Genomic DNA, 26,747 nt, shown 5'->3' with positions numbered 1-26,747 from the left:
CACGCGCTTCTTGACGCCAGGCCACGCTTGGTGTCCCATCCCACGGTGGCTTGAGCAATCCGTACCATCTACCAGCGGGGGGACTTTGCCGACATCGGGCTTGATGGACCGCGTGCCGTCATGGCGCTACCTGCCCGTCGCGCTGGCCCTGGTGCTGCCGGTGCTGGGCTGCGTGGCCTGGACCTGGTGGCATGCGCAAGAAGATCAGCGCGAAGAAGCCGAGTCCGCCGCCCGCATCGTGCGGGTGCAGACCGAGCACATCCTGGCGCAGGCCTCGCAAATGGTGGACCGGGTGGCGCCGCTGACGGCCATGTCCTGCGACGAGGCGCTGCCCGACCTCCAGCGCTGGGGCTCGCTGAATCCGTACTTCCGATCGCTTTTTTTAGTGCGTGGCGACGTCATCTACTGCTCGTCCGCGGTAGGCAATACCCATTACCTGATCTCGGAATTTCGCCGCTGGCCGCAAGACATATCGCCGGACCGTTGGCTTTCTACCGTAGCGGGGTCGCCGCTTGCGCCTGAGCGGCCCGCGATTCTGCTTGGCCGGCCCGGCGTTCCGGGGCACAGCGGCGTGGTGGTGGTCGACGGGCGTCACGTGCAGGATCTGCTGAACGCCGTCGCGAGCCTGCGCGATTACCGGATCGAGATGCAGGTGGGCGAGGATGGCGCGCCCATACGCAGCGAATCCAAGGGGCCGGCCGCGGCGGCCGGCCAACTCGTGTACAACCAGACCACCGTTCACGGCGGGAAAGCGCCGTTGACGGTGCGTGTCATGGCGCCGCCGGAAGCTGTCGTTCAGGCTTGGCAGCAGCTATTGCTGACGTACCTGCCCGCCGCCGCGCTGCTCGGACTCGGACTGGCCGTAGGCGCGTACCGGCTTCAGGCAAGCCGCCGGTCCATCAAAGAACAACTGCGGCGCGCAATGCTTGCGGACGAATTCCGCGTGCATTACCAGCCGGTGTACGGTCATGCGACGGGCCGGTGCAGCGGCGTCGAGGCGCTGATGCGATGGGAGCGGCCCGGCGTGGGCTCCGTGCGGCCGGATGTATTCATCGCGGCGGCTGAAGCCGAGGGCATGATCATTCCGCTGACACGCCATCTGTTCGAGCTCATCGAGCGCGACATGCGCGACTGGACCACGCCGCCGGGATTTCACGTCGGCGTCAATATCGCCGCGGAGCACCTGTCGTGTCCCAGCCTGAAGGCCGACGTGGAGCGTTTCGCCGCGAACATCGCGGCGCGCGAACCGGTGCTGGTGCTGGAAATCACCGAACGCAGCCTGATCACGGACGACGGGCAGGCGCGGCGCAACATCGATGCCCTGCGCGCGCAGGGCGTGCGCGTCGCCATCGACGACTTCGGCACCGGCCACTGCTCGCTCTCGTATCTGCAGCGCTTTCCCGTCGACTACCTGAAGATCGACAAAGGATTCGTGCATGCCATCGAATCCTCCGGAGAAGACGCGCCGGTGCTGGATGTCATCATCACGCTGGGACATCGCCTGGGCCTGTCGGTGCTGGCGGAAGGCGTTGAAACCGAATTGCAGTTCCGCTACCTGACGCAGCGCGGCGTGGCATTCATCCAGGGGTATCTGTTTGCCCGGCCCATGCCGTCTGCCGACTTTCTGCTTTGGTATGCCGGGCATACGCCGCCCGGCGTGGCGCAAGAGGAGTCAGACCGGCTTGGCGTCGGTTGAGGACTTGGCGAAGAACAGGTCAGTGATCGCCTGGCTGTCCATGGGTTCGCCGTTGATCGCGCGCGTCAGCAATTCTGCGCCCAGCAATTGCACCGAGAACACCAGATCGGGCTGCACGCGCCGGATTTTTTCAAGGTGCTTGCTGGTGTTGACCAGCGCCACGGTCTTGGTGTCGGCCGAGCCGACGGCTTCTTTCGTCGCCAGCACGATGAATGCGTTTTCGGCGTCGTCGTCGCGCAACGCCAGCACGTAGCGCGCACGCGTCACGCCGGCCGCGTGCAGCACGTCGACGCTGGAGGGATCGCCTTCGATGAGATCGGTGGCCGCCGGATAGTCGTGCGCCATGCCGGTCGGCACGATGACGGTGACTTCTTCGTTGCGGCTGCGCAGCCCCTGATAGACACTCAAGGCAAGAGGTGTCGCCCCGGCGACGATGATGTGGTTCTTTCTCATGGCGGAAGAAAACCTGCCTTTGACGATGCGTTTCAGGTTGCCGCCGATCACCGGCCCGGCGATCGCGCTGATGGACGTGGCGAACACGGTAATGCCAAGGATGATAATCGACGCCGTGAAGAGCCGCGCCGTGCCGCTGTGCGGCGTGATGTCGCCGTAACCGACCGTGGACATGGACACGATCGAGAAATAAAGCGCGGTGCCGGCGTCCAGGATCGGCGGGTTGAACTCAGCGCCCAGGTATAGCGCCCCGAAGACTGCGTAGATCATCAACGACAGCACGCTGACCAACGCGAACAGCGACCCGGCCGTCACGCTGGCGCGGTCGAAGCGTCGCCAGTAGACCACCAGGGCGATCACCAGAATCAATGTATAGACGCCCAGCCCGGCGCGGCCCCCGTCGCCCAGGATGGCGAAGGTGCCGATGCCGATCAGCAGCACCAGTGAAAAAGCCCATGCGATCCGGGCTTTCAGGATCAGCCCCAACGCAATGACTTGCAGGCCGACCCCGAGCACCAGCCGCGGTATTTCCAACAGACCAACCACGTTCATGATGTCGCGCCAGTTGTCCAGCGCCAGCCAGAACGAATACTCGCGCGCCCGCACCTCGCGCATCACGGGGTGCATGAAGGCGTAGCCATCCAGGGCAACCAGGATGGCGAGGCACCAATTCGGGGGGAACAGCGCAAGCAGCTTGCGGAGCCGATGACGCAGGGTGGGCTGGGGCAGAGGCATGGGACGCAGGAGCTTCCTATATCAAATAGGTATGGAAGACTATCAACAAAGAATTACTGGAAACCCGGCCAAGGTCCTAAACTTTCCTCATCAGGCGGCTATCCGGAAGGAACGCCGCTGATATGGCAGTAAAGCCGCCAGCAGTTCGGTGGGCGCATTGCCAGGCGTTGATCACGTTGCAGCCTGCGCAAGGACTAGAGACCGGGCGCGGGTTCACGGTCGGACCGTGCGTGAGTAGTATGAGGCACGAATGTTGGAATCGCGTGATCCAGGTAGAAGGCATCGGTGCCGGCCGATGACTCCAGGTTCACGTGTTGTTTTAGCGCGGCGTCTTACCCTTCGGGGGCAGCGCCGCGTTTTTTTCGCCCGGCCGCCACGTGCCGGGCTTGTCGCTAAACGGACGCGCTCGCGTCCGCCGCTTCGCTGCGCCAGGCTTGATGCCCGTCGGCGCGGCCTTCCTGGCCCGTTACCCGATATTCCAGATCCAGCGTGATGTCTGCTGCAAACATGTAGCCCCATCCGTGCACGGCGCGGATGGGCAGCGTCATCTGGTTGGCCGTGGCCTTGCGGCGCAGCCGGCTGATCATGACGTCCACGAAGCGGCGGCGGGTGATGCCGCTGTCGGCATCGTCGGCGCCGTCGGCCAGGAACGCATCGCGGCTGACCTTGCGGTCGGGCGCCTTGACCAGGCGCGACAGGAAGTCGCGCTCGCCGGTGGTCAATCCCAATGTCCGGCCCCGCGGGCTGATGAGCGTCCAGCCTTTGTTTGCCAATCGCCACCCGGCCTGGGCCGGTTCTTCCGCCGGCTGGGCGTCCGAGGCCGCGTCCATGCCGTCCAGGCCAACTGCGCGCCGCACCAGGGCCTGCAACACTGCGGCCAGTTCCAGCCCCGTCACTTCCGGCGGCAGGCAGGCGTCCGCCCCGCAAAGCAGCGTGCGGATACGGCTTTCGGAATCGGCAAATTCGGCAATGGCGACGATGCCGAGGCTGCGATCCACGGCTCGCAAGCGCACGGCGGCGTTGTGTACGTCGGTGAGAGGGGCTTCCAGCACCACCAGCGGGCTGGGCCGGCGGGAGTACCTGTCGTAGACATCGACAAGATCGTGGCAGCGGCGGACGTTGAATCCCAAATGGGAGAGCGCTTCCACCAATCTGGCATGCCTGGCATTGTCACTGCCAAGAAAAATGACATCCAGCGTGTTGTTCATTGATGCTTCCAATGAGGCGACGCGAATGGGCGGCGCCGCGAATAGACCACGGCCTCTGGCAAAGCCTCGCGTTGCCGGCCGCTGGGGGCGCTTTTCGACTCAAAGTCACGCCCGTGTTTCATTTAAACACGGGCGTGTTTTTTTGTGAAGATACGTATCTATGGTTTCGACTGGTAACAGTCATCCGGGTAGAAACATTCATAAGCGCATTAAAACGCTGTTTATTTCAGCGTTTGAACACCCCGTGAACATGTATTACCGATACATTATTTTCCGTTTCTTTTCCCTTTCGTCCGCCGCATTGCCCCTAAACTCGTCCGGCCTTTTTTGGCCAAGAGCGCGCGCGCGGGGCGCGTGCTCTGTGCCGACTCGCGCTCTCTGATTTGCGCAAGCTGATGATAGATATGAGGTTTTTGATCGGTTTGCGTTGCAAGGCGGGCGGCGCCGACAAGCCGCGCCAGCGGCCGAGGGGGCACTGCAACGAATTATGGATTAGCCCGGAAATTGGGGTGTAATCCCATTGTTTGGCTGCAGAATCGAAATGCTTTAATCAAAAAAACCATTCAAATAATGTCTCGGGTTGATCGATTGGACACGTTTAGCCATCGCCTGCGAAACGCAAGAATGCTGCAGGGATGGACTCAAAAAGATTTGGCGGTCGCAAGCAATCTGTCGCAAAGCGCCATTGGCAACTACGAAAGCGGGCAGCGCCAGCAGCCCTCCAGCGATGCGCTCATCAAGCTGACGCGCGCGCTGCGCGTCAACCCGCTGTGGCTCAGCACCGGCGAAGGGCCGATGGTGGATGCCGGACAGGGCAGCGATGCGTTGAGCGGCCTCGGCGATCTGCCCGAACCGCCAGCATGGCCCTTCGAGACGGTTTCCCACGCCGCCTACGCTCGCCTCAGCCTGCAGGAAAAACGGCAGATCGAGCTGGTGCTGGCCGCGTACATCAAGGCACGCGGCGAATAGTCCCCATGGGCTGCGCGGGAGTGGCAGTCTGCGACCGCGGACGGGCATCGCCCGCAGGCTGCGCCGTGTCGCGGCCGCCGGCCGAGCGCAGCCGGCTGCGCAGGCGTTCCAACGGATCCGCGATCAGATAGTTCAGCACTGCCGAGACTCCGATGCATCCGGTAATCGCCATGGCCGCGAAGAGCATGGGTTGTTGTTCCTGCAGGCCGTGCATCAGCCAGCTGAATGCCATGATCACCAGCATGTGGCAGATATAGAGCGGGTAGCTCAATTCGCCGATCGCCTTGTCCAGGCGATGCCGCGACTGGAACAGGAAAGCCAGCGGCAACAGCGCGGCGAACAGCAATACCGCCAGTCCATCGCGCACCGTGGGATTGATGCCGACCGAGAAATGCACCAGGACGTAGAGGAACAGGATGCCCGTGCCCAATTCGGGCAGGCGCTTCACGCGCTGCGTCCACGCCTTCATGCGCGGCAACAGCACCTGATGCGACAGCGAGCCAATCAGGAACAGCGCCAGCTCCGTCGGGAAGAAGCGGTAGGTCCAGGGATCGGAGCGGCCGATGCCGGTTGCGATCAGCACGGCGCGCAAGACCAGCGAGGCGGCCAGCAAGGCAAGCAGGCGGCGCGGCGAGCGCAATACAAAAGGCGCAACCAGATAGAAGCTCATTTCCACGCCGAGCGTCCAGGCTTGGGGCACCAGCAGGCCCTTGTAGAGCGGCACATCGCTGTTCGCGAAGCTGCCCGTGAACGCCAGCGCGGAATCGCGGATGCCGAAGAACATCAGCCAGTCCTGGCCGAAGATGATGATGTTGGAGATCACCAGGAACAGTTCGGCGCTGAAGGGCAGGGACGCGTAGATGCGGAAGAAGGAGCCGCCGCTTACGATGTGCGCGGTCAACGTCAGGGCCGCCACGGCAAGATAGATCGGAAACAGCCGCAGGGCGCGGTTCGCGTAGAACTTGCCCACCGCGCCCTGATAATGATCCGTCGCGGTCAGCACATAGGAAATCAGAAAGCCGGAGATCACATAGAAGAGCTGCACCGCCAGGCGGCCGCCCACCAGGTGATCGCCATAGCCGCCGCCCAGGTGGTCGAGCACCACCGATAGGGCCAGTAAGGTTCTCAGAAAGCCCATCGCGCATCTCCCCGTTGATATTGTTTTGCGGCCCCATGGGCCGGTCACCTGCGCTAGCGGTCGCCGTGTGCTCCGTTCCTCTTTCCCTGTAATTTGCAGCCGGCCGGAGTCATCGACTGTCGTTGATTCTGCGCGCCGCCGACGGCGCCCGCCATGCGGCATTCGATGCAGGCTGCGGCGCCAGGGGAGCTACAACCGCTTGTCATCCAATGCTGCTTTCGGATACGGCTGGAGGACGGAGAAATCGCGGTGGCGGCGCAGGCCGGTTACAGTCGAGGATATGAACTACCTTGGAGTCCTGTTCATGCCTACTTTCCTGTCCACGCAGAGCCGGTTGCTGTGCCTGGGGCTGTTGACCGCAGCCTTGGCGGGTTGCGCCGGGACCATGGGAGGCGCCAAACCCGAAGGCGCCGCCGCCGCCAGCGCGGCGACCAGCAAGGATTCGCTTGCGCAAACCAGCTGGGAACTTGTCCGCTGGACGCAAGCCGGCGGCGCGCAGCGCGACATTCCCCATGGCGACAATGGCGAGCCCATACGGCTGACTTTCCTGGCCCAAGGCAAGCAATACCAGGTAAACGGTTTTTCAGGCTGCAACCGGTACATGGGCACATACAAATTGGAACGCGGCAAGCTGTTCATCGCAGCACCCGCCACGACGCGCATGGCCTGCGTGCCGCCTGAACGCGCGAAGCTCGAAGCCGACTACCTGCGTGCATTGGGCGCCATCGACACCTTCACGCTGGATAGCGGAGGCGCGCCGCGGCACCTGACCTTCAATCTGCGCGGCGGCGAAGTGCTGGAGTTCGAGCGCCGCCAGGATCCGCCGACGCCCTGAGGCCCGGCGCCGCAGATCAGCCAAGAGACCCGCATGCCCCTTTCCGCATTGGTGCGCCGGCTGGCGCCTTGCCTGCTGGCCATCGGCCTGGCGGCCTGCTCGTCCCCGCCCATGCGTGCGGCCGACGGTCAGGACCCGCGCTTTCACCCCACGTCCGCGTCGGACATGCTGGTGCAGACCAACTGGGACCTGGCGCGCTGGACGCTGCCAGGCGGCGCCCTGCGGCCCGTGCCGCATCCCTCGTCCACGTCGCGCCCCATTACCGTGGCCTTCATCCATGACCAAGGATCGCCGCGCATGATGGGCTTTGCGGGGTGCAACAGCTTCAACGCACCGTACACCGTCGCCAATGGCTTGCTGATCGTCCGTTCCGATCCCGTGGCCACCCGAATGGCGTGCGCACCACAGGCCGCACGACTTGAACAGGACTTCCTGGCGGGCCTCACGCGCATCACCGCCAGTTCGCTGGACAACACCAACAACCCGCAGCGCATGACCTGGAAGCTCAGCACGGGCGACACGCTGGACTTCGGCCGCCGCGTCGACCCGGTGGCGGGGGGGCAGATGGGCGCCGCCAAGCTGGTTTACGTGAACTCCGAGCGCGTGCCCTGCGGCGCCAGCGCGGGACACGGCATGTGCTACCAGGTGCGGGACAGCGCCTCTCAGCCCTGGCAGCTCTGGCACGGCGAAATCACGGGCTTCAACTTCCAGCCGGGCGTGCGCTACCGGCTGCGGGTGGTCGAGATTCACGATCCGAATTCGCCGGTGGACGCCTCCGCCTTGCAGTGGGTGCTGGATGCCGTGGTTGAACAGGTCGTCGTCAGCCGCTGACGGGGCTTGGCGGCGGGCGCGGGCGGAGGGAACCGCCCAGCGATTATGATTACGGGCTTCGCCGCCCGCTTTTCACCGCTTTGCCATGACTTCCGTCGTCAATATCGCCGCCTACAAATTCGTTCCGCTGGATGACCTGCCGGGCCTGCGCGCCCACCTGCTTGGCCAGGCCGGCGACGCCGCGCTCAAGGGCACCATCCTGTTGGCGGAAGAAGGCATCAATCTTTTCCTGGCCGGCTCCGCCGACGGGATTGATGCCTTTTTGCGTGATCTGCGCGCCGACGCGCGTTTCGCCGACCTCGAGGTCAAGTTCAGCCACAGTGGCGACGTGCCGTTCCGCAAATTGCTGGTCAAGATCAAGCGCGAGATCATCCGGATGGATCATCCGACCATCCGTCCCGCTGCGGGACGCGCGCCGGGCGTCGATGCGCAGACGCTGGCCCGCTGGCTGGAACAGGGCGTGGACGATGAAGGCCGGCCCGTGGTCATGCTGGATACGCGCAATGCGTTCGAGGTGGACGAGGGCACGTTCAGGAACGCCATCGACTGGCGCATCGATCGCTTCACGCAATTTCCCGCCGCGGTGAACGCCAATCGCGCGCAACTCGAAGGCAAGACGGTGGTCAGCTTCTGCACCGGCGGCATCCGCTGCGAGAAGGCCGCCATCTATATGAACGAGGCCGGCATCGAAAACGTCTACCAGCTTGACGGCGGCATCCTCAAATACTTCGAGGAAACCGGCGGCCCGGGCTACGAAGGCAAGTGCTTCGTGTTCGACGAACGCATCTCGCTGGATCCGGCGCTGGCGCCCAGCAACGCCTGAACCGCAGGCGGAAGGCAAAAAAAAGAGCCCGCGCTGCGGGCTCTTTTGATGGGCGGTCGCGCCGATCAGCGCACGCGCATGCCGGGCTTGGCGCCCGGGAACGGCTCCAGCACGTAGATGCCGGCGTCGACGGCTTCGTCCGCATGGCTGGCGGCCAGCACCATCCCTTCGGATACGCCGAACTTCATCTTGCGCGGGGCCAGGTTGGCCACCATGACCGTCAGCTTGCCCACCAGGTCTTCCGGCTTGTAGGCCGACTTGATACCCGAGAACACGTTGCGGTGGCGGCCTTCGCCCACGTCCAGCGTCAGGCGCAGCAGCTTGGTCGAGCCTTCGACGTGCTCGCAGTTGACGATCTGCGCAATGCGCAGGTCGACGCGGGCGAAATCGTCGATGGAAATGGTTTCGGCCAGCGGTTCGCCGCCGGGCACCACGACGGGCGCGGCGGGCGGCTCGAACAGGTCTTCCAGCATCTGCGGCTCTACGCGCTGCATCAGGTGCTTGAACGGCGCGACGCGCTGCGGCAGCACCGAAGCATCGGCCCACGTGAAGGGCGCCTGCGCGCCGAACAGTTCAAGGGCCACGCGTTCGGCCAGCGCCGGCAGCACCGGAGCCAGCATCACGGACAGGGCCTTGAAGCCGGCCAGCGAGCGCGAGCAGATGTCCTGCAGCGCGGCCTTCTGGGCGTCCTCGGCCGTAGCCAGGCCCTTGGCCAGCACCCACGGCTGCGCGGTGTCGAACGCCTGGTTGATGCGGTCGGCGTAGGCCATGATTTCGCGGATGGCGCGGTTGTACTCGCGGGCCTCGAAGGCGGCGCGGATGGATTCGGCCTGTTCCGCGTACTCGGCGGACAGCGCGCTGGTGTCGCCCGAATAGCCCAGGACGCCGTCGAAGTGCTTGGTGATGAAGCTGGCGGCGCGGCTGGCGATGTTGACGTACTTGCCGACCAGGTCGCTGTTGACGCGCGCGATGAAGTCTTCGGGGTTGAAGTCCATGTCTTCGACCCGCGCGTTCAGCTTGGCGGCGATGTAGTAGCGCATCCATTCGGCGTTCATGCCGAGTTCCAGGTAGCGCAGCGGCGAAATGCCGGTGCCGCGGCTCTTGGACATCTTTTCGCCGCTGACGGTGATGAAGCCGTGAACGTTGACGGCGTCGGGCGTCTTGCGGCCGGCGAACTTCAGCATCGCGGGCCAGAACAGCGCGTGGAAATACACGATGTCCTTGCCGATGAAGTGCACCTGTTCGGTTTCGCCGTTGGGGTCGAGCAGGGCGTCGAAGTCCATGCCCTTGACCGCGCAGTACGACTTCAGCGAAGCCAGGTAGCCCACCGGGGCGTCCAGCCAGACGTAGAAATACTTGCCCGGAGCGTCCGGGATTTCGATGCCGAAATAGGGCGCGTCACGGGAAATGTCCCAGTCGCCCAGCTTGGCCTCGCCGTCTTCCGCGCCCAGCCATTCGCGGGTCTTGGCCAGCATTTCGGGTTGCAGGTGCTTGCCGCCGTGCTTGTTCGACCCGGTGGTCCATTGCTGCAGGAATTCCACGCAGCGCGGGTCGGACAGCTTGAAGAAGAAGTGGTCGGAAGACTTGAGGACGGGCGTGGCGCCGGTGAGTGCCGAGTACGGATTGATCAGCTCGGTCGGGGCGTACACCGCGCCGCAGACCTCGCAGGAATCGCCGTATTGGTCTTTGGCGTGGCACTTGGGGCATTCGCCCTTGATGTAGCGGTCGGCCAGGAACATGCCCTTGACCGGATCGTAGAACTGCTCGATGGAGCGCGTTTCGATCAGGTCCTGCGCCTTCAGCGCACGATAGATGTCCTGCGACAGGGCGACGTTTTCAGCCGAGTCCGTGGAATGCCAGTGATCGAAGCGGATGTGGAAACCGTTCAGGTATTGCGGGCGTTCAGCCGCATACCGGGTGACCAGCGCCTGCGGCGTGATGCCTTCTTTTTCCGCCTTCAGCATGATCGGCGCGCCATGCGCGTCGTCGGCACCCACGAAGTGCACCGTGTGGCCCGCCATTCGCATCGAACGAACCCAGATATCGGCCTGGATGTACTCCATGATGTGGCCGATGTGGAAGGATCCGTTGGCGTAGGGCAGCGCTGTGGTGACAAAAAGGGTGCGAGACATGGTTGTCGACAGAGGTTGAGGGGAAAAGGGATTTGGCCGGCCATTTTAGGGCAAGCGCGCGCACTTGCCCGTGGCGTGCCCGGAAAGCACGCAACCCGCCCATCGCATCCAGGCGAATCAGGCGGGTTGATTGGAGCAGGTGGAGGGGGCGGGCGGCACGCGCCGGCCCACTTGCGCCACCGGAGGCGCAAGCACGACGAAATTCGCCGTCAGCGGATTTCGCGGGCCTCGACGTCGATCACGTCGCCATGCGGTTGCGTGGCGAACGGAGCGTTGGCGGACTGGAAGGGTCCCGGGCGGGCGCCTTGGCGCTGGCTCCAGTAGGCGCGAACGCCGAAAGGTTTGCCGCGCACCTTGGCGACCACGTACAGGATCGCCACGGCGACTGCCGTCGAAAGCATGAACACCAGCGCCATCGCCATGCCGATCAAGGCCAGGGCGGCGAATAGGACGGCACGAAAGAAGCGGATAAGTGTGTTGGTCATGAATGTCGGATGCAAAACGCAGCGAAAGGTTCCCGTGTATCCGCTATCCTTTAGGGGATGGCGGCCCGCAGACGCCGCGCTGCCTACGGAACCATAGTGACATGAGTATAACGATAGAACACATCCGCGCCGCATTGCGCGCCGCGCAAGACCCGAATACCGGTTTGGATTTGGGTGTTTCTGTAAAAGATCGTGACATTCAGATGGCTGGCGGCCGTGTGGCCCTGACCCTGGAGCTGGGTTATCCCGCTGACTCGGTCCGCGACCAGGTCCGCGACATCGCGGTGCAGGCGCTCGCTCAGGCGGGTGCGCCCGACGCGCAGGTTACGGTCACGTGGCGGGTCGCGGCGCATGCGGTGCAGAAAGGCCTGAAGCCCCTGCCGAACGTGCGCAACATTATTGCGGTGGCTTCCGGCAAGGGTGGGGTGGGCAAGAGCACCACCGCCGTGAACCTGGCGTTGGCCCTGGCGGCCGAGGGCGCCAATGTCGGCGTGCTGGACGCGGACATCTACGGTCCCAGCGTTCCCACGATGCTCGGTATCTCGGGCCGGCCGGAAAGCCTGGACAACAAGAGCATGGAGCCCCTGACGGGCCATCGCCTGCAGGCCAATTCCATCGGCTTTCTGATCGATGCCGATTCGCCCGCCATCTGGCGTGGCCCGATGGTCACGCAGGCGCTCGAACAGTTGCTGCGCCAGACCAACTGGCGCGACCTGGATTACCTCATCGTCGACATGCCGCCGGGCACGGGCGACGTGGCCCTGACGCTGGCCCAAAAGGTGCCGGTCGTAGGCGCGGTCATCGTCACCACTCCGCAGGACGTGGCGCTGCTGGATGCGCGCAAGGGCCTGCGCATGTTCCAGAAGGTGGAAGTGCCGATCCTCGGCGTGGTCGAGAACATGGCCATCCACATCTGCTCGCAATGCGGACACGCCGAGCACATCTTTGGCGAAGGGGGCGGCCAGCGCATGGCCGAGCAATACCAGACGCCATGGCTCGGCAGCCTGCCGCTGACGCTCGCCATCCGCGAGCAAACCGACGCCGGCACGCCGACGGTCGTGGCGGACCCGGGCAGCGAAGCCGCGTCGCTGTATCGCGCTATCGCAAAAAAGCTGGCCGCGGGCATTGCGGCGCTTCCGCGCGACATGGCCGGAAAGTTCCCCTCCATCGTCGTACAGCAACCGACCTGAAGTATGCGGTGGGCTGCCCGAGCCTTCTTGGCAGGACTGTGTGTGATGGCGGGCGAGGCATTGGCCAAGCGCCCGGAAGTCATTGTGGACCCGGGGGGCGTGCCCCCGGCCGCGCTCCAGGCGATCACCCAGGCGGTTGACGCGATCGCGCGCCTGGCCGAAGACCAGGACGGCGGTGAAATCAACCGCCTGCGCCGGCGCGCGCGCGACGCGACGCTGGCCGCACTGGCCACCCAGGGCTATTTTTCGCCCAAGGTCACGCTGGAAGCCGGCAGCGATATCGGCGGCGAGACCTGGGACATCGCGATCGTGCCCGGCAAGCGCACGACCGTCGAGTCCGTAAACCTGGAATTCGCGGGCCGCATCACGCGTCCCGAGTATGCGCAGCGCGTGCAGAAGCTGCGGGACGACTGGCGCCTGAAGGAAGGACAGCCGTTCATCAACAGCGACTGGAACCGCGCCAAGGCAACGCTGCTGGACGACGTGTCGACCCGCGATTTCCTGCTGGCCCGCATGACGTCTTCGCGCGCTGATATCGACGCCGACAATGCGGCGGCTCACCTGCACGTTTCGATCGACAGTGGGCCGCAGGTCCGCATGGGCGAACTGAACACGACGGGTTTGAAGCGCGTGCCCGAAAAGCTGATCAATCGCTATGTCCGCTACAACGTAGGTGCGGCGTTCGACCAGAACCGCCTGGACCAGTGGCAGCAGGATCTGCAGTCCACCGCGTTCTTCCGCGGCGCGTTCGTGTCGTTGCAGGAGCCTGGCGAGACCGCCCAGCCCACGGATCCCATTTCTGACCGGGCCCGAGGGCCGGGCTCCGAAGAGGCCGCAGCATCCGCGCCAGCGGGCGACCCCACGGTGTCGGGCGGCATGCCGCCGCCGCCCGCCCAGTTCGACTCCGACGGGGAAGTGACCTTGCCGGTGCAGGTCCGCGTGGTCGAAGCGCCGCCCAAGCGCTTTTCCGCGTCGATCGGCGTGGACGACGAGGCCGGTGTGCGGGTGGAATCGCTGTATCGCCAGAACGTCGTGTTCGGCCAGCCGGTCACGATGGAAACGGGTTTCGGTGTCGATCGGCTGCGCCAGCGCGCCTTCATGGACATTCTGTTGCCCCCGACCGAGCGCGGCTACCGCGATTCCGTCGGGATACTGGCCGACCGATCGGACATTCAGGGTCTGGAAGTGACGCGCTACGCGTTGGGCGCGACGCGCTCGCAGGAACGCAAGGGCGCGGGCGACAGCCGGGTGGAATACGAAACGCGCTGGGGCATGCTGCTGGCGCAGGATCACGTAAAGATCGATGGCGGCGACAGCTACACGCTGCCCACGCTGACCGCGACGGCGGAATGGCTCCGCCGGGACGTCGACAACAAATACGACCCGCGCGAGGGCAACCTGATTTCAGTGGGTGGCGGCGTCGGCGTCACGCTGGACACGGGCGAGCCCTATACGCGGCTGCGGTTGCGCGGCCAGAAATGGTGGCCGATCGGCAAGCTGGACGTGCTGATGATACGAGGCGAGGTGGGCCGCGTCTGGTCCAACGGCGATGTGCAGGTGCCCGACGACTTCGGGTTCCGGACCGGCGGCGCGCGGTCCATCCGGGGCTATCGCTACCAGAGCATTGGCGTGCATCGCGACAACGCGGTCGTGGGCGCGCCCACGCTGCTCGTGGGCAGCATCGAATACGACCACTATTTTGACGAACGTTGGGGCATGGGCGTGTTCGTCGACGCTGGCGATGCGGCCGAATCCTTTGGCGACATGGTGATGAACGTGGGCTATGGCGTGGGCGCCCGCGTGCGCACTCCCGCAGGTCCGCTGTTCCTCGACGTGGCCTACGGCCAGCGTCAACGCGACCTGCGCCTGCATTTCTCGTTGGGGATCGCGTTTTGAAGTTCCTGCGCAAATTCCTGCGTCACGTGCTGGTGTGGTGGCTGCCGGGGCTTGCGATGCTTGCCGTGCTGGCGGCCGGCTTCCTGTTCTGGCTAGTGGCTTCGCAGAACGGCACGCGGCTGCTGCTGACCACTGCCGCGCAGCAATTGAACGGCCAGGCGGTGGACGTGAATGGCTCCATCCTGCGCGGCGTGACCGTGGGCCGGCTGGAACTGGAAACCGGCGGCACGCACGTCGATATCAGCGATCTCAATCTCGTCGTGCGGTGGCGCGCGCTGGGCGACAGGCTCCTGCATGTGCGCAACGTGTCCGCGGGATCCGTGCGCGTCGCCATGACTTCGTCGCCGGACGAGCCGCCCGCCGAAGACGACGGCCAGCCGTTCAGCCTGCCCGAGTTGCCCGTTGATATCGCCGTGGACCGACTGGCGTTGGGAGACTTCCAGTTCATTCAGGATGGCCAGCCCCTGCCGGTTACGCTGAACGACCTTTCCGCGACTTTCGCCGCCGGCAAGCCGGGCGCGCAGTTGCGGATCGCCAGCCTGCGTGTCGGTCACGAAGTGGGTCAGGCCGACGTGAGCGGCCAGGCCGAATTGCAGGGCATGGCCGATCCCTGGCCCTTTGCCGCGCGGCTGGATGTGACGGCGCGCGGGTCGGGCCCCGAATCCCCGCTGTGCCAGGCCGACCGGCTGAGCGGCGTGTTCGAGCCGCGGTCTGCGCAGACCAGATCCAAGGCGGACGACGCGCCCGCCGCTGCCAAGGGCAAGCCGACAGCGCCGGCCTCCCAAAAGGGCAAGCCAACAGCGTCCGCGCCAGCCAAAGGCAAACCCGCGCCAACCGCGCCCGCCACGCAGGACAAGCCCGCGCAGACTCCGCCCGAAACCGCGACCGCGCCAATGGGCCCGCCCACGCCGGCATGCCTGGTCGTGCTGCACGCCGATGCCGCGGGATCGCTGGATGGCATCCAGGCCAAGTTGGACGGCACGGGCTCGAACCTGGTGCTGGATGTGGTCGCCGACCTGGCCCCCCGCACTGCGCTGGTGTTGCGCAGCGCCCGGGCGCGGGCGCAGTTGCCAGACAAATCGACGCTTGCGGCGCAGTTTGACCTGCAGGCCGGCGATGCGCCGGGGCGGGACCGGATCGTTGGCTCGCTTGATGCGCAGCGCCTGGACCTGACGCCCTGGGCGGGCAATGCCATTCCGCCCGCGTTGCTGACCGTGCGCGCCGACGTGCAGGCCGATATCGAAAACCTCAGCCAACTTCGCCGCGCGGCATTCAACCTGCGTTTTGAAGAGGGCAGCCGTTGGAACCGGCAACCCTTGAGCGGCGCGTTGAAGGCCCAGGTGGACGTCGCCGAAACGGCCGCGGCCGGGACGGCCCCGGCGGCTCCGGCGCCAGACCCGGCGGTCGATCCGTTGGCGGGCTTTCGGATCCATGATCTGGACGTGGATCTGAGGCTCGGACGCAACCGAGTCCGGGCTTCGGGCGAGCTCGGGGCGGCGAACGGCGCGCTGACGCTGGATGCGCAAGCGCCCCAACTCGACGCCTTCTGGCCGGACCTGCCGGGCGGCGCGGACGTCAGGGCACGGCTGGACGGTTCGGTGGCGGCACATCGCGGTGAAATCACCGCCAGCTATACCCCGGCGCGACCACGCCCCGGGATCCTGGGCGAGTCGCGGGCGCAGGCCAACGTCGTGTTCGCAGGTGGGTGGGGCAGGGGCCCGGCCGGCCAGCCCGACGCGGCGCTGGTGGGCTGGCGCGGCACGTTTTCCCGTCTGAGCGCCGACACCGCCGGATTCGCGGTATCGGCCGACCGGCCGGTCACCCTGGCGTTCCTGCCGTCCGCCTTGGCGCCGCAATGGCAGTGGCAGGTTGGCCAGACGGCGCTGAGCCTGACCCTGCCGGGCAAGGAACGTCTGACGGTGGCGCATCAGGCTTCGCGCGGCGGCGGCAAGCGCTGGGAAACCGCCGGGCAGGCGGACAACCTTGTCATCACAGCGGCCATGGCGCGCCAGTTGGTTGGCGCGGTCGATCCCGACGCCGCCGCGAAGCTGGGCCGCAACCCCGGCCGGGTGAACGCAATGGTTCCGGAAGGCCAGCGCCGGATAGCGCTGGATTTGCTGTGGGACCTGAAATTCGACGGACGCCTCGCCGGCAGGGCGCGGGTCGCGCGCCGATCCGGCGATCTGCTGATTCCTGGCGACCCGCCTATCCCGCTGGGCTTGAGGGCCCTGACGCTGGACGTGACCGCCACGCCCACGTCGGCCAACGCCAGCCGCCTGGATGCGCGGATTGATCTGTCCACCGACAAGATGGGCTCGATCAACGGCACGGGCACGGCGGTGCTGGCCGTGGACGCCCAGGGCGGCATGGCGCTGGATTCCCGCCAGCCGCTGCGCGCCAGGCTCAACGCAGACATTGCCGACCTGGCCTGGGTGGGGCTGTTCGTCGGCGACTCGATGGAAGTCGGCGGCGCCCTGAAGGCCAATGTCGACGTACAGGGCACGCTGGCCGGCCAGTGGGGCGCCACGGGCGCCATCCAGGGCGAAAAGCTCCGCCTGGTGCGCATCGACGATGGTGTGCGCCTGATCGACGGCACGCTGTCCGCCCGCCTGGACGGCCAGCGCCTGCTGCTGGACAGCCTTCGCTTTCCCGCGTCGTTGCGCGTGATGCCGGCGGAATGGCGCACGAAGGAATGGATCACGAACGACCCCGGGGCGAAGGGCGGGTACGCCGAGGCCAAGGGCGACTGGAACATCATGGACGGCGGCGGCAGCATCCGCCTGACCTTGTTCCGCTTTCCGGCTTTGCAGCGGTCGGACCGCTACGCCATGGTGTCCGGCACCGTCGATGTCCGCGCGGCCATGCCGCGCCTGGAAATCGTCGGCAACCTGAGAGCCGACGCGGGCTGGTTCAGTCTTGAGATCCTGCAGGGCGTTCCGTCGCTTGACGACGACGTCCGGGTGATTCGCGCGGGCGACGACACGTCCACCGTGTCGACCCCCTTGCAGACCAGCATGGACCTCAAGTTCGACATGGGGCCGCGCTTCTATATCACGGGCATGGGGCTGGACGCCGGTTTGCTGGGCTCCATCCAGATCCGGCTCAACGAGGGGCGTCTGACCGGTTGGGGGCAGTTGCGCACGCGCGGCGGCGGCATCGAGGCCTATGGCCAGCGGCTGCGCCTGAGCCGGGGCACTCTGACCTTCCAGGGGCGCCTGGACAATCCCATCCTGGACATCGAAGCCCTGCGCACCGGCGAGATTGTCGAGGCGGGCGTGCGGGTAGTGGGGACGGCGCAACGGCCGCGTATCGACCTCGTTTCCTACCCCGAGGTCAGCGACGTCGAAAAGCTGTCCTGGCTGCTGCTGGGCCGGGGGCCGGACGAAAGCGGCGGGGACGCCGCCCTGCTGGTGTCGATCGGCACCGCCTTGCTGGGCGGCGGACAGCCGTTCTTCAAGCAGTTCGGCCTGGACGACGTGGCGGTGCGCACGGGCAGCATGGGCAGCTCGGGCAGCATCCTGCCGGACCGCACGGTGGCCGGCAACGTGAACCGGGACATCAACAGCGACCTCTCCACCCAGTTCCTGGTGGCCAGCAAGAACTTCGCCAATGGCATCACGCTCAGCGTCGAGCAGGCGCTGTCGGGCAGCGACACGGTCGGCCGGGCCAGCTACCGCCTGGCGCGCGGCCTGTCCCTCGATCTGAAGGGCGGCTCGGTCAACGGGATCTCGCTGGTCTACCGCACGCTTTTCGGCAATTGACCCCGAGTCCGCTTGCGGCGGGACAAGGCTGACCCGCCCGGGCCGGGGCGGGTCGGGCGCGCTCGGGATAAAATGGCGTCCATTCCATTCCCTAGCACCACACCCACCATGAGCATCAAAAGCGACCGCTGGATCCGCCGCCAGGCCGACGCCGGCATGATCGAACCCTTCGAACCGGGGCAGGTTCGTACGGCCAATGGCGGGCGCATCGTCAGCTACGGCACCAGCAGCTACGGCTACGACGTGCGCTGCGCCGACGAATTCAAGATCTTCACCAACATCAACTCCACCATCGTCGATCCCAAGAATTTCGACGAAGGCTCGTTCGTGGACTTCAAGGGCGACGTCTGCATCATCCCGCCCAACTCGTTCGCGCTGGCGCGCACGGTGGAATACTTCCGCATCCCCCGCAGCGTCCTGACGGTCTGCCTGGGCAAGAGCACCTACGCGCGCTGCGGCATCATCGTCAACGTCACGCCGCTGGAACCCGAATGGGAAGGCCACGTCACGCTGGAATTCTCGAACACCACGCCGCTGCCCGCCAAGATCTACGCCGGCGAAGGCTGCGCCCAGATGCTGTTCCTGGAAAGCGACGAAGTCTGCGAGACCTCGTATCGCGACCGCGGCGGCAAGTACCAGGGCCAGCGCGGCGTCACGCTTCCGCGCACCTGAGGCCTCAGCCAGCGGCCACCGGCCGCTGGTATTCGATGTCCCATTCGCTTTCGCCGGTCTGCACGAAGCCGTGCCGGCGATAGAAGCGGTTCGAATCGCTGCCGCGCAGCGCGCCCAGCATCACGGGCAGGCCGCGGCGATCTGCCTCCTGCAGGATCCGCCGCAATACCTGGCCGCCCAGGCCCTGCCGCTGCGCCGTGGGAAGCACATACAGATGATCCAGGCGCAGCCCGTCGCCGTCCGGCCTGACGGCATAGAATCCAACGCGTTTCCCATCGTGCTCGATGCACCAGGTGCATTCCGGCCGGAAGGTGCTGCGCAGCCGCTCGCGCGCTCGTGCGGGGTCAAACCGTCCCAGCCGCTCCAGGCTGTCGCGCATGGCCGCGATCCGCAGCGCAAGCAGCGCTTCGAAATCCGCTTCGGATGCGGGCTGCAGGCGCAGCCCCGCCGAGTCGGCGGATTCTGCCTCGGCCAGCTCGTCGTAGCCGCGACCCAGGAATTGCAGGATGCAGATGCCGTGGCCGTAGGGGTCGCTCAGGTGGGCGATCCGGCCCCAGGCATGGGTGGCGGGCGGGCCTTCCAGCCGCGCGCCGGCGGCCACCGCCTTGGCGACCGCGCTATCCACGTCTTCCACCACCACGTCCAGGTGCACGGGTGTCCAGTGCCGGCCATAGTCACGCGGCTGGCGCACCGATCCGGCCGCCGGTGTGCCCGCCGCCTTTTCCAGCAGGTAGATCGGCGCATCGGCCCCCAGCATTTCCGCGCCCGTCGGGCCCAGGCGGCGATGCAGCGTGAGTACGAAGGCGCTTTGGTAGAAGGCGATGGCGTGTTCGAGATCGGGTACGTCGATGTTGACCAGTATGCGCATGGGACTTTTCGGATGGCTGACCAGGGGCGGGCGTCCTGGGCGCGGGATGCCCGGTGTTACGCGGCTGGCGCTAAAGAACCCCATGCCGCGTCCGTAAAAAGAGTACATGTGTTTGCCGATTTGGCGACGTCATTTCTGCAAGCGTGAGCAAGGCCTGATCCGTGCGTTACCCCCATATCCCCTGGTTGCCCCTCCTGTTCTATCCCGCGTTGCCGGTGGCTGCGGCGGTGGGGCTGCTGTTCTGGCGGGACTGGCCGCCGGCGCTGACGTTGATCGTGCCGTTCGTGCCGTGGGCGATGGCCGTGATCGGCGCGGCAATCTGCCTCATGTACCAGCGCTCGCAGACGATGGCGCTGATGTTGTGCGTGCTTGCCATCACGGCGGCGTGGCCCACGCTGGCGCGGGAGGCCCCGTGGGCGATGGGGCCGCTGCTGGCCTGGTGGTCGCTCGTTTATACGATCAACGCGTTGTGGTCCGAACGATCCAGCATGCTGCTCGACGTGGCGCTGCGCATCGGCCTGATGGCGGCCGGCGTGGCAGCGATTGCGCTGGCGGGCAAGGAAGGCGTGGGCGATGTCTTCAGCACGTTCGCGCTGCAGGGCATGCTGGCGCGGCTGGGGGTGCCGGCCGAGGCGCTCATCGCGCTGCTGGCCACTGGATTGACCCTGACGTTGCTGTTGCTGCGCTATGGCCGTCCGCAGCAGGCTGGCCAGTGGCTCGGTTTTGTATGCATGGCCTGGGCCTTGCCGCGCGGGGCGGCCCACCCCGGCGATCTGGCGCTGATGTCCGCCGCGTCGCTGACGGCGCTGTGCATTTCGCTGGCGCATGAAGGCTTCCACATGGCGTTCCGCGACGAGCTCACAGGCTTGCCGGGCCGCCGCGCGCTGAACGAACGTCTGCAGCGCATGGGGCGTGTCTACACGCTGGCGATGGCCGACGTGGACCATTTCAAGGCGTTCAACGATACCCATGGCCACGATGTCGGCGACCAGGTTCTGCGCATGGTGGCGTCGCAATTGCGCCGCGTGCCGGGCGGCGGCCAGGCCTACCGGTACGGCGGCGAGGAATTCACGCTGGTGTTTCCGGGCAAAACCGCGGCTGAAGCCATGCCGCACCTGGAAACCGTCCGGCGCGCCATCGAGGCCTACCAGATGCGGTTGCGCGACAAGCCGGCGCGGCCCAAGGCCGACCAGATCGGCCAGCGGCGGCGTGGAGGCCGCGGCGGACGCGGCGCCCGCCCGCTGCGCGTGACGGTCAGCATCGGCGTGGCCGAGCGCGGCGATGCGCTGCGCGCGCCGGACGCCGTGATCAAGGCGGCCGACCAGGCGCTCTACAAGGCCAAGGACGGGGGCCGCAACCAGGTGTGCGCCTACGGCGCGCGGCGTCGCGCGGCTGCCTGACTTTCGGGCGACTACTTGCCGGCCAACGGCAAAGCCATTAGCGCTTCGTCGTAAAGCTGCCCGTTCACGAACAGCGCCTCGGGCTCGTGGCCGTACACGGTAAAGCCCAGGCTGGCATAAAGCGTCACCGCCGCAGTGTTGTTGGCGGTCACGCTCAGCTGCACCTGACGGACGCCGCGCATGGTCTGAGCGTGCGCGATCGCCGCGTGCATCAGCAGCCGGGCGAATCCGCGGCCCCGATGGGCCGGTGCGACGTACATGCTCCAGACGTGCGCCTTGTGGCGCATCTTCAGCTTGCGCTGCCGCCCGACGCCCACCATGCCCGCCAGGGCGTCCGCTGTGAACACGCCGAACATCGCGCCGTCGTTGGCGGGCACGATCCATTCCTGGATGTCCGCCAATGTCAGCGTGTGTTCCTCTTCGTAACTCGATCCGAAGGACTCTGGCGTTTCAACCAGCGCGTCCAGGCGCAATTGCCGCAGGGGCGCGGCATCGGAGGCGGACAAACGTCGAACGATAGGCTCGGACATGGCGGGCGAAAAGTGTTGGGAATAGGGAACGCTCGGGGAGTATAGGCGGGAGGGCTTGCCTATAATGGTTTCAACGCCGCTTGCGGTTTTCAAAAAGGGGCCACGGATGTTCGGTTTCCTCAAGATAAACCAGGACGCTACGCGCGACGAAGTGCAGGAAGAATTCGTGGCGCGCGTTGCGGATGCCGCGCAAGATTTTGTGCAGGCCGCCGGTTCCACCGGCGCAGTGCTGGACTACACGCCGTCCAGCGTCCACGCGCTCGATGACGCGCTCGAGGCCGCCCACCTGGGCACGCTGCCTCTCACACCCATGCAGACCGTCGGCGCCGCCGCCTATCTCTACGAGGTCGGCAGGCGGGCTCACGGCGGCTTGTACGAAGTGTGCGATGACGAGGACCCCGTGGTCCTGGTCTGCGGAGAGCCCGGGGCCGAGGTCTGCTTCGGCGCCATCGCCAAGGTCGAACGGCGCATCCGCTACGGCCCCGCCGAGGCAATCCCCGCCTACTTCGAGCAATTCACCCACGCCTTGCAGACCGGCGAAGCCCGGACCATCCGCTAGGCCGGTCCGAAGCACCGTCCAGGCCCCGTTTTTGGCGCCTGGACAACGCTCGCTGACGGCTTCTGGGGGTTTCCCTTACGGCTGTAAGAAAAACAGCCCTACAATTCCGCAATTCCCGCCGCCCGGCGGGTGCTCGCGCCGTCTGTCATCCGACGGTTTTTACCAGCAGTTCATTCGCGCCGCGATACGCGACCGATACGCCTTGCCCCCAGGAGCGCCTGCATGAAATTCCGCTTCCCTATCTTCATCATCGACGAGGACTACCGTTCCGAGAACGCGTCCGGTTTGGGTATCCGTGCCTTGTCTGCAGCAATCGAGGCCGAGGGCGTCGAGGTGATCGGGGTAACCAGTTACGGCGACCTCAGCTCGTTCGCGCAACAGCAAAGCCGCGCAAGCGCGTTCATCCTGTCGATCGACGATGAAGAGTTCGACGTGGATTCGCCCGAGGACGTGGCCAGCGCGATCAAGAACCTGCGCACCTTCATCGGCGAGCTTCGCTTCCGCAACGCCGACATCCCCATCTACCTGTACGGCGAGACCCGCACGTCGGAACACATCCCGAACGACATCCTGCGCGAGCTGCACGGCTTCATCCACATGTTCGAGGACACGCCCGAATTCGTGGCGCGCCACATCATCCGCGAAGCGCGCAGCTACGTCGACAGCCTGCCGCCGCCGTTCTTCCGCGAACTGGTGAAGTACGCGCAGGACGGCTCGTACTCGTGGCATTGCCCAGGGCACTCGGGCGGCGTCGCGTTCCTGAAGAGCCCGGTGGGGCAGATGTTCCACCAGTTCTTCGGCGAAAACATGCTGCGGGCCGACGTCTGCAACGCCGTGGACGAACTGGGCCAGCTGCTGGACCACACCGGCCCGGTCGCCGAATCCGAATTGAACGCCGCGCGCATCTTCCACGCGGACCACTGCTTCTTCGTCACCAACGGCACGTCGACGTCCAACAAGGTCGTTTGGCACGCCAACGTCGCCGCCGGCGACGTCGTGGTCGTGGACCGCAACTGTCATAAATCGATCCTGCACGCCATCACGATGACGGGCGCGATCCCGGTGTTCCTGCGCCCCACGCGCAACCACCTGGGCATCATCGGGCCGATCCCGCTGGAAGAATTCCATCCGGACAACATTCGCCGCAAGATCGAAGCCAACCCCTTCGCGCGCGAAGCGGTGAACAAGAATCCGCGCATCCTGACGCTGACGCAAAGCACGTACGACGGCGTGATCTACAACGTCGAAATGATCAAGAAGCAGCTCGGCAGCTATGTCGACACGCTGCACTTCGACGAAGCCTGGCTGCCGCACGCCTCGTTCCACGAGTTCTACCAGGACATGCACGCCATCGGGCAGGATCGCCCGCGCAGCCAGGATGCCATGGTGTTCGCCACGCACTCCACGCACAAGCTGCTGGCCGGCATCTCGCAGGCCTCGCAGATCATCGTGCAGGAGTCCGAGACCCGCAAGCTGGACCGCAACGTCTTCAACGAGGCGTACCTGATGCACACGTCGACGTCGCCGCAGTACGCGATCATCGCGTCGTGCGACGTGGCCGCCGCCATGATGGAACCGCCCGGAGGCACCGCCCTGGTCGAGGAAAGCATCCGCGAAGCCCTGGATTTCCGCCGCGCGATGCGCAAGGTGGAGTCCGAGTTCGGCAAGAACGACTGGTGGTTCAAGGTCTGGGGCCCGAACCGCCTGGTGTCCGAAGGCATCGGCAACCGCGACGAATGGATCCTGGAAGCCAACGACCACTGGCACGGCTTCGGCGAGATGGCCGAAGGCTTCAACATGCTGGATCCGATCAAGGCCACGGTCATCACGCCGGGGCTGGACATGTCGGGCAGCTTCGGCGAAACCGGCATCCCCGCCGCGCTGGTGTCCAAGTACCTGACCGAGCACGGCGTGGTGGTCGAGAAGACCGGCCTGTACTCGTTCTTCATCCTGTTCACCATCGGCATCACCAAGGGCCGCTGGAACACGCTCTTGACCGCCCTGCAGCAGTTCAAGGACGACTACGACCGCAACCAGCCGCTGTGGCGCATCCTGCCTGAGTTCTGCCGCGACCATCGCCGCTACGAGCGCATGGGCCTGCGCGACCTCTGCCAGCAGATCCATGAAGCCTACCGCGAGCGCGACGTGGCCCGCCTGACCACCGAGATGTACCTCAGCGACATGGTCCCCGCGCTCAAGCCGTCCGACGCGTTTGCGCGCATGGCCCACCGCGAGGTCGAGCGCGTCGACATCGACAAGCTCGAAGGCCGTGTCACCGGCGTGCTGCTGACGCCGTATCCCCCGGGCATTCCGCTGCTGATCCCGGGCGAACGCTTCAACCGCACCATCGTGCAATACCTGCAGTTCGCGCGCGAGTTCAACGAACGCTTCCCCGGCTTCGAAACCTACATTCACGGCCTGGCCGACGAAGTGGGTCCGGACGGCGAAAAGCGCTACTACGTCGATTGCCTGATCGAAGATTGAGCGCGGGCGGGTCTGGAGTCTTGATGTTCGATGTAGCCGTACTCGGCGCCGGCGCCGCAGGAATGATGTGCGCGGCGGTCGCCGGCCAGCGCGGCTTGCGCGTGGTGCTGGTCGACCACGCGCAGCGCCTGGCCGAGAAAATCCGCATTTCGGGCGGCGGCCGCTGCAACTTCACGAACATCGGGGCCGGACCCGCCAATTTCCTTTCTGAAAATCCACACTTCTGCCGGTCTGCGCTGTCGGCGTACACGCCGCAGGACTTCCTGTCCCTGCTCAAGCGTCACCGCATCGCCTGGCACGAGAAGCACCGCGGCCAGTTGTTCTGCGACGACTCCAGCGAATCCATCATCGACATGCTGCGCGCCGAATGCGGCGCTGGTAACGTGCAATGGCGCATGGGCTGCTCGGTGGCCGAGATCGCGCACGGCGAACAAGGCTTCGAGCTGCGCACCAGCCAGGGGCCGATCCGCGCCGCCAAGCTGGTCGTGGCGACCGGCGGCATGGCGATTCCGCAGCTTGGCGCAACCGACTTCGGTTTGAAGATCGCCCGCCAGTTCGGCCTGAAGGTCGTCGAGCCCAGGCCGGCCCTCGTGCCCCTGACGTTCGACCCCGCACAATGGCAGGCGCTGTCCGAGCTGTCCGGCGTGGCGCTGGAGGTCAACCTGCAAACGGGGCAGGGCAAGACGCGCGGCGAGTTCCTCGAAGACCTGCTGTTCACGCACCGCGGGCTCTCCGGTCCGGCAATCTTGCAGATATCCAGCTACTGGAAGCCCGGCGAACCCATCGTGATCGATCTGGCGCCGGGGCGCGACCTGGCGCAGGAACTGCTGTCGTCCAAATCCGGTAACCGCCAGCAGTTGCACACCGTGCTGGCCGGCCTATGGCCCAAACGCCTGGCCGACCGATGGCTGCATCTGGCCGAGCAGGACGGCAAGCCGGGACTGGCGGCGTTGCGGCTGGCGGATGCGCCGGACAAGACGCTGCGCGCGCTCGCGCAAGACATCCATCAATGGTCGCTCGTCCCCAGCGGCACGGCGGGCTACAAGAAAGCCGAAGTGATGCGGGGCGGCGTTGACACGCGAGGCCTGGACCAGAAGTCCATGCAGGCCAAGGCGGCGCCGGGCATTTACTTCATTGGTGAGGCCGTGGACGTTACCGGCTGGCTGGGCGGCTACAACTTCCAATGGGCCTGGGCCTCCGGCGTGGCCTGCGGTCAGGCGCTCTAGGCAGCTGCAGGCGCGCCGTCCGCGGCGGGCCATGGGGGGCCTGCCGGGCGCTGAACTGGAAAGCCGCGTCGCACCTCACCCGCCGACGCACCCCGATTGGGGCCAAACCAGCACTAAAGCAAGATTCCCTCAAACCGGCATTGTGATATCAAATAAAAATACATATCATTTATGTTTTGATCTTTATCAAAGCCGTCCATCCCAGGGACGGATCAGCCGGAGACTTGCATGGCCTACACCCTTCCGCCCCTGCCGTATGCCTACGATGCGCTGGAGCCGCACATCGACGCGATGACGATGGAGATCCACTACAGCAAGCATCACCAGACGTACGTGAACAGTCTGAACGCGGCCCTTGAAGGCGCCGGCATCACGACGGACGAGCCCGTCGAAGCCCTGGTGGGGCGGCTGGAGCAGTTGCCTGAGGCGGTGCGCGGCGCCGTCCGCAACCATGGGGGCGGCCACGCCAACCACAGCCTGTTCTGGTCCGTCATGTCGCCGCAGGGCGGTGGCAAGCCGGACGGCGCGCTGGCGGCAGCCATCGAATCAGAACTGGGCGGGCTGGCCGCCTTCCAGGAAGCCTTCACCAAAGCGGCGCTGACGCGCTTTGGCAGCGGCTGGGCATGGTTGAGCGTGACGCCGGGCGGTAAGCTGGCGGTCGAAAGCAGCGCCAACCAGGACAGCCCGCTGATGCAGGGCAATACGCCGATCCTGGGCCTGGACGTCTGGGAACACGCTTATTATCTGAAGTACCAGAATCGCCGGCCGGAATACATCGGCGCTTTCTACAACGTGGTCAACTGGCCCGAGGTAGCGCGCCGCTACGCCGCGGCAAAGGGCTGAGCGCCTCTCTCGC

At 65.8% G+C, this 26,747-nt stretch carries 21 protein-coding genes; 14 read left to right on the top strand and 7 right to left on the bottom strand.

The genetic code is table 11. The annotated features are described in order from the left end of the window. Positions 1 to 103: 103 nt before the first annotated feature. Entirely contained in the window at positions 104 to 1,696 is a 1,593-nt protein-coding gene (locus tag RT614_RS17125) for an EAL domain-containing protein (RefSeq protein ID WP_313623518.1), read from the top strand. Here the strand turns inward: RT614_RS17125 and kch are convergent. Together kch and RT614_RS17115 are read right to left on the bottom strand one after the other, a co-directional pair. Further along, positions 1,673 to 2,884 (bottom strand): voltage-gated potassium channel protein, encoded by a 1,212-nt coding sequence (gene kch / locus RT614_RS17120; RefSeq protein ID WP_313623321.1) that lies wholly within the window; start codon positions 2,882 to 2,884, stop codon positions 1,673 to 1,675. The genes RT614_RS17125 and kch overlap by 24 nt on opposite strands. Positions 2,885 to 3,276: 392 nt before the next feature. Beyond that, positions 3,277 to 4,092 carry a winged helix-turn-helix domain-containing protein gene (locus tag RT614_RS17115; RefSeq protein WP_313623320.1) on the bottom strand — a complete coding sequence of 272 codons (816 nt, stop codon included), beginning with the start codon at positions 4,090 to 4,092 and terminating at the stop codon, positions 3,277 to 3,279. 570 nt (positions 4,093 to 4,662) lie between these two features. Between RT614_RS17115 and RT614_RS17110 the strand changes: the two genes are divergently transcribed. After that, entirely contained in the window at positions 4,663 to 5,061 is a 399-nt protein-coding gene (locus RT614_RS17110) for a helix-turn-helix transcriptional regulator (RefSeq protein WP_313623517.1), read from the top strand. Here the strand turns inward: RT614_RS17110 and RT614_RS17105 are convergent. Then, on the bottom strand, positions 5,042 to 6,199 hold the full coding sequence (locus tag RT614_RS17105) for an acyltransferase (RefSeq protein ID WP_313623319.1): 1,158 nt from the start codon (positions 6,197 to 6,199) through the stop codon (positions 5,042 to 5,044). The two genes, RT614_RS17110 and RT614_RS17105, sit on opposite strands and share 20 nt — an antisense overlap. A gap of 304 nt (positions 6,200 to 6,503) precedes the next feature. Between RT614_RS17105 and RT614_RS17100 the strand changes: the two genes are divergently transcribed. The 3 genes from RT614_RS17100 (at position 6,504) to RT614_RS17090 (ending at position 8,688) form a co-directional block, all read left to right on the top strand. Further along, complete coding sequence (locus RT614_RS17100; RefSeq protein ID WP_313623318.1) at positions 6,504 to 7,034, top strand: META domain-containing protein; 531 nt, start codon at positions 6,504 to 6,506, stop codon at positions 7,032 to 7,034. Between the two features lie 33 nt (positions 7,035 to 7,067). Beyond that, entirely contained in the window at positions 7,068 to 7,865 is a 798-nt protein-coding gene (locus RT614_RS17095) for a DUF4377 domain-containing protein (RefSeq protein WP_409558488.1), read from the top strand. 85 nt (positions 7,866 to 7,950) lie between these two features. Beyond that, positions 7,951 to 8,688 (top strand): sulfurtransferase, encoded by a 738-nt coding sequence (locus RT614_RS17090; RefSeq protein WP_313623317.1) that lies wholly within the window; start codon positions 7,951 to 7,953, stop codon positions 8,686 to 8,688. Between the two features lie 65 nt (positions 8,689 to 8,753). On the opposite strand, the gene metG is transcribed toward RT614_RS17090, so the two are convergent. Further along, positions 8,754 to 10,820: a methionine--tRNA ligase gene (metG, locus tag RT614_RS17085; RefSeq protein ID WP_313623316.1), complete on the bottom strand. Its 2,067-nt coding sequence runs from the start codon at positions 10,818 to 10,820 to the stop codon at positions 8,754 to 8,756. Positions 10,821 to 11,029: 209 nt separating this feature from the next. Further along, the gene (locus RT614_RS17080) at positions 11,030 to 11,305 is read right to left on the bottom strand and encodes a hypothetical protein (protein ID WP_313623315.1); all 276 of its coding nucleotides are present in this window, start codon (positions 11,303 to 11,305) and stop codon (positions 11,030 to 11,032) included. Between the two features lie 101 nt (positions 11,306 to 11,406). Between RT614_RS17080 and apbC the strand changes: the two genes are divergently transcribed. The 4 genes from apbC to dcd all read left to right on the top strand — a co-directional run bounded on the left by apbC (position 11,407) and on the right by dcd (position 18,824). After that, complete coding sequence (apbC, locus tag RT614_RS17075) at positions 11,407 to 12,495, top strand: iron-sulfur cluster carrier protein ApbC (protein WP_313623314.1); 1,089 nt, start codon at positions 11,407 to 11,409, stop codon at positions 12,493 to 12,495. A 3-nt stretch (positions 12,496 to 12,498) separates the two neighbouring features. Further along, positions 12,499 to 14,391 carry an autotransporter assembly complex protein TamA gene (locus tag RT614_RS17070; RefSeq protein WP_313623313.1) on the top strand — a complete coding sequence of 631 codons (1,893 nt, stop codon included), beginning with the start codon at positions 12,499 to 12,501 and terminating at the stop codon, positions 14,389 to 14,391. Positions 14,392 to 14,447: 56 nt separating this feature from the next. After that, entirely contained in the window at positions 14,448 to 18,152 is a 3,705-nt protein-coding gene (locus RT614_RS17065; RefSeq protein ID WP_409558490.1) for a translocation/assembly module TamB domain-containing protein, read from the top strand. Between the two features lie 108 nt (positions 18,153 to 18,260). Then, a complete protein-coding gene (dcd, locus tag RT614_RS17060) occupies positions 18,261 to 18,824 on the top strand; it encodes a dCTP deaminase (protein ID WP_076516843.1) in 564 nt (187 codons plus the stop codon). Positions 18,825 to 18,828: 4 nt separating this feature from the next. Here dcd and RT614_RS17055 read toward each other — a convergent pair whose 3' ends face one another. Next, complete coding sequence (locus tag RT614_RS17055; protein ID WP_313623311.1) at positions 18,829 to 19,692, bottom strand: GNAT family N-acetyltransferase; 864 nt, start codon at positions 19,690 to 19,692, stop codon at positions 18,829 to 18,831. A gap of 161 nt (positions 19,693 to 19,853) precedes the next feature. Here RT614_RS17055 and RT614_RS17050 point away from each other — a divergent pair, with 161 nt between their 5' ends. Then, positions 19,854 to 21,092 (top strand): GGDEF domain-containing protein, encoded by a 1,239-nt coding sequence (locus RT614_RS17050; RefSeq protein ID WP_313623310.1) that lies wholly within the window; start codon positions 19,854 to 19,856, stop codon positions 21,090 to 21,092. An 11-nt stretch (positions 21,093 to 21,103) separates the two neighbouring features. Here the strand turns inward: RT614_RS17050 and RT614_RS17045 are convergent, their stop codons facing one another. Beyond that, complete coding sequence (locus tag RT614_RS17045; protein WP_409558487.1) at positions 21,104 to 21,598, bottom strand: N-acetyltransferase family protein; 495 nt, start codon at positions 21,596 to 21,598, stop codon at positions 21,104 to 21,106. Between the two features lie 130 nt (positions 21,599 to 21,728). On the opposite strand from RT614_RS17045, the gene RT614_RS17040 reads away from it, so the two are divergent. The 4 genes from RT614_RS17040 to RT614_RS17025 all read left to right on the top strand — a co-directional run bounded on the left by RT614_RS17040 (position 21,729) and on the right by RT614_RS17025 (position 26,734). Continuing rightward, positions 21,729 to 22,181, top strand: coding sequence for a hypothetical protein (locus RT614_RS17040; RefSeq protein ID WP_313623308.1), 453 nt, complete (start codon positions 21,729 to 21,731; stop codon positions 22,179 to 22,181). 222 nt (positions 22,182 to 22,403) lie between these two features. Further along, positions 22,404 to 24,665 carry an arginine/lysine/ornithine decarboxylase gene (locus RT614_RS17035; protein WP_313623307.1) on the top strand — a complete coding sequence of 754 codons (2,262 nt, stop codon included), beginning with the start codon at positions 22,404 to 22,406 and terminating at the stop codon, positions 24,663 to 24,665. A 23-nt stretch (positions 24,666 to 24,688) separates the two neighbouring features. Beyond that, positions 24,689 to 25,891, top strand: coding sequence for an NAD(P)/FAD-dependent oxidoreductase (locus RT614_RS17030; protein ID WP_313623306.1), 1,203 nt, complete (start codon positions 24,689 to 24,691; stop codon positions 25,889 to 25,891). Between the two features lie 228 nt (positions 25,892 to 26,119). Then, positions 26,120 to 26,734 (top strand): superoxide dismutase, encoded by a 615-nt coding sequence (locus tag RT614_RS17025; RefSeq protein ID WP_313623305.1) that lies wholly within the window; start codon positions 26,120 to 26,122, stop codon positions 26,732 to 26,734. The last annotated feature ends 13 nt before the right edge of the window (positions 26,735 to 26,747 follow it).

The organism is Achromobacter sp. (genome assembly GCF_032102605.1).
Taxonomy (GTDB): Bacteria; Pseudomonadota; Gammaproteobacteria; order Burkholderiales; family Burkholderiaceae_B; genus Achromobacter.
The sequence above is the reverse complement of the archived record's forward strand: the minus strand, read 5'-3'. Positions and strand labels throughout refer to the sequence as shown.